The organism is Streptomyces alkaliphilus (assembly GCF_014141535.1).
GTDB classification, from domain to species: domain Bacteria; phylum Actinomycetota; class Actinomycetes; order Streptomycetales; family Streptomycetaceae; genus Streptomyces; species Streptomyces alkaliphilus.
The window spans coordinates 1-3,503 of the sequence record NZ_VKHT01000552.1 but is presented as its reverse complement, the minus strand read 5'-3'; the positions used below and the strand labels follow the sequence as shown (position 1 = coordinate 3,503).

Sequence of the window (3,503 nt, the reverse complement as noted above, 5' to 3'; positions counted from 1 at the left end):
GGTCGGGTGCGCCCCGGTCCGTCCGTCCCCGCGGGGAGGGGCGGACCGGGGCGTCACCGGCGGGGCGCCGGGGCTCCGGAGGACCGGGGCGCCGGGACCCCGGGGCTCAGTGGTCGCCCGCCACCGGGGTGCCGTTGGCGGCCACGGCGCCATCGGCCCGGGCCGGGAGACCGGCCCCCGGCAGCGCCGAGAGTTCCGAGATCCTGGTGTCGGCGAGGCCGGCGGCGCGGACGCTCTCCAGCACCTCCCGGGCGGCCCCGGCGTGCGGCCCGCCCCCGGAGATCATGCGGGTGAGCAGCCCGGCGAGGGTGAGGTCGCGCAGGCCGGCGGCGCCGAGCCCGGAGACCATGCCGGCGAGGTCGCCGGTGAAGGTGGAGTTCTCCGGGTCCAGCCAGGGGCCGGCCATGGCGCGCACGCTCTCGGAGCGCTCCACGAAGCCGTCCACGGCCTTGCCCGCGGAGATGGCGTTGATCAGGCGGTCGAAGAACACCGAGTCGCCGCCCACGATGTCGATCTTGGCGTTCTCCAGGCCGGTGGAGATGAGGGTCGCCTGGGCCTCGGCGATCTGTCGCTGCACGTCGACGCGGGCCAGCCGCACGTCCTTCTCGGCCTCCAGCCGCAGGCGGAACTCCTCGTGCTCCCGGCTCGCGGCGTCCAGGGCGGCCATGGCCTCGGCCTTCTCCTTGAGGCCGTCCGCCTCGGCCTGCATCTTCTCGCGCAGCGCCTCGGCCTCGGCCAGACCCATCTCCTTGGCCGCGTCCGCCTCGACGCGACGGGTGCGGGCCACGGCGTCGGCGGTGCGCTCCTGGATCTCGGCCTCGGCCAGGCCCATCTCCTTGGTCGCCTCGGCCTCGACGCGGCGGGTGCGGGCCACGGCGTCGGCCATCCGCTCCTGCACCTCGGCCTCGGCCAGGCCGGGGGCGGCGGCGTCGGCACGGCGGCCCTCGGCGAGGCGGATCGTGGCGGCGGCGTCGAGGTCGGCGGCCTTGCGCCGCGCCTCGGCCATGGTCAGCTCCTCCTTGGCGCGGTGCGTGGCGGCCTGCTCCGCCGCCTCGGCGGCCTTGATGTCCTTGACCAGGCGTTCCTGCGCCTCGGCCTCGGCCTGGATGATCAGGGCCTGCCGGTCGCGCTCGGCCTCCTCGACGGCGCGCAGCTTCTTGATCTCCTCCTCCTGCTCGGCGACCGTCTTCTCCACGGCGATGCGCTCGCGGATGACGTCGGCGATCTCCCGCTTCTCGCCCTCCAGTTCCTTCTCCTTGGCCATCCGGCGCAGCTCGGTCTCCCGCTCGCGGGCGATCGCCTCGAGCTGGCGCTCCTTCTCGATCCGCTCGTTCTCGACGGCGACCACGCGCTGGCGGTTGAGCTGGGCGACGGCGACCTCGCGCTCGCGGTTCTCGTTCTGCACGCCGAGCTGCTCGTCGGTCTTGATGGCGGCGGTCTGGGCGCGCAGGCGCTCCTCGGCCTGGACGCGGGCGACCTCGGCCTCCTCGCGGGCGCGGACGGAGGCGATCTCGCGCTGCTGGCGGATCTCGGCGTCGGCCTGGCGGCGCTCGAGTTCCAGGACGGCCTCGCGGGCGTCGACGTTCTGCCGGGTGATCTCCTTCTCCTCGTTGCGGCGGAACTCGTTGGTGAGGATGTGCTGGGCCGCGGTCAGCTCGGTGATCTTCCGGATGCCCTGGGCGTCGAGGATGTTGTCCTTGTCGAGCTGGACCAGCGGGGTCTGCTCGAGGTAGTCGATGGCGACGTCCTCCAGCCGGTAACCGTTGAGGTCACGGCCGATCTCGGCGATGATCCGCTGCTTGAGCTCGTCGCGCTTGACGTAGAGGTCCTCGAAGTCGAGCTGCTTGCCGACGGTCTTCAGCGCCTCGGAGAACTTGGCGTTGAACAGCAGCTGGAGGGTGTCCTGGTTGCTGGCCCGCTCGGTGCCGATGGCCTGGGCGACCTTGATGACGTCCTCGACGGTGTTGTTGACCCGCACGTAGAAGGAGATGCGGATGTCGGCGCGGATGTTGTCGTGGCAGATCAGGCCGTCCTTGCCGACCCGGCTCAGCTCCAGCGTCTTGACCGAGATGTCCATGACCTCGGCCTTGTGCAGCACCGGCAGGACCACGGTGCCGGTGAAGGTCACGTCGACCTTGCGCATCTTGGAGACGATCAGCGCCTTGCCCTGTTCGACCTTGCGGAAGAGGCGGGTGAGGGCGAAAAGCAAGACCAGCGCGATCAGCAGGACGACGGCGATGAGGACGCCGAGTCCCTGCGAGGCGATGTCCATGGGACTCCTCGGATCCGGTGCCCGGGAGCGCCCGGGGCGGGATGGTGCGGCGCGCGGGGCGGGCCGCGTTCGGTCGGGTCGGGGACGGGGTCGTGCCGGGGGCCGCTCAGCCGAGGGGATCGGCGGCGGCACCGGCCGGGGCGACCCGGTAGAAGTCCCCTTCGGGGTCGTAGTCGTAGATGAGGACGGTGGTGCCGGCCGGCAGGGGCGCGGCGCCGTCCTCGCCGTCGGCACGGATGTCGACCAGTGCGGTCCCACCGTCGGGGAGGGTCACCAATCCCTGGCCGAATTCGGTCGCCGAACAGCGCACCCGAACCTCGCACAGCAGTCCGACGAAGTCGGCGTTGCGGGCCACGGAGGTGAATCCCAACAGGCGGCGCAGGGGCCGCGCGAGCAGCCACGTGGTCTGCCAGCCGGCCCACAGGGCCACCAGGAGCACGCCGACCCGCAGCAGGGGGTGATCGGTGAGCGCGGTACCGACGAGGGCGACGAACCAGCCCACGGCGATCACGCAGGAGAGCACCACGGTGATCGGTACGCCGCCGAGGCCGAGGGCGGCGAGCAGTCCGGCGAAGCCGCCGGCACCGGGGGCGTCGCCGGGGTCCGCGCCGTCGCCGGCCCCGGAGTCGCCGGAAGCCCCCGGGGTCCCGAAGAGGTCGCCCCCGATGCCGGTGAGGGCGGCGAACAGCCAGTAGCCGATGACGACCACCAGGGGGAAGGTGAACAGGACGACCGGGAACTGCGTCGCGGTCGCGAAGAAGTCCCCCATGTCGAACCCCGTATCCCCCGTGGTGATGACAGCCACTTTTATACGCCACGGGGTTCCCCACGGGAACACCGGGCCGGCCTCTGACGTTGGGACGCCGGATGGAACCCGCGCGGTTCCGCCGGCGTGTGAGCGTTTTCACCCGGTTTCCGCCGGGAGCACCGGCCGGCTCCGTCCCGGAGCGTCCGGCGTGGCGCGTGCCCCTTCCCCGGGTCGCGGGCGGCGCCACGTGAAAAAGTGGGGCTCCCGGGGCATTTTCGACCGCCGGCGTGGTAGTGACTCCCGGGGAGGCGAGGTGCGGATCGAGAGGCGACATGAGCCCATCAATCGCTGCTTCCGTGCTTCCCTCCCGGAAACCGCCGCTCTCCCCCCTACCGGTACGGTAAGGGGAACGAAGCCACCACATTCGAAAACATGTTCGTCGGGTGCGATCGGATTCGGCCGGCCCCGCCGGCCCGTACCGCC

The 3,503-nt window shown here is 72.1% G+C and carries 2 protein-coding genes; both read right to left on the bottom strand.

Annotation, left to right across the window (positions count from 1 at the left end):
- Positions 1–106: 106 nt before the first annotated feature.
- Positions 107–2,272 carry a flotillin family protein gene (locus tag FNQ90_RS16540; RefSeq protein ID WP_182607091.1) on the bottom strand — a complete coding sequence of 722 codons (2,166 nt, stop codon included), beginning with the start codon at positions 2,270–2,272 and terminating at the stop codon, positions 107–109.
- Between the two features lie 106 nt (positions 2,273–2,378).
- Positions 2,379–3,041, bottom strand: coding sequence for a hypothetical protein (locus tag FNQ90_RS16535; protein ID WP_182607090.1), 663 nt, complete (start codon positions 3,039–3,041; stop codon positions 2,379–2,381).
- Between the last annotated feature and the right edge of the window lie 462 nt (positions 3,042–3,503).

Excerpts from the sequence above, each read along its gene's own strand:
- FNQ90_RS16535 (WP_182607090.1), bottom strand. The coding sequence starts at position 3,041 with ATGGGGGACTTCTTCGCGACCGCGACGCAGTTCCCGGTCGTCCTGTTC.
- FNQ90_RS16540 (WP_182607091.1), bottom strand. The coding sequence starts at position 2,272 with ATGGACATCGCCTCGCAGGGACTCGGCGTCCTCATCGCCGTCGTCCTG.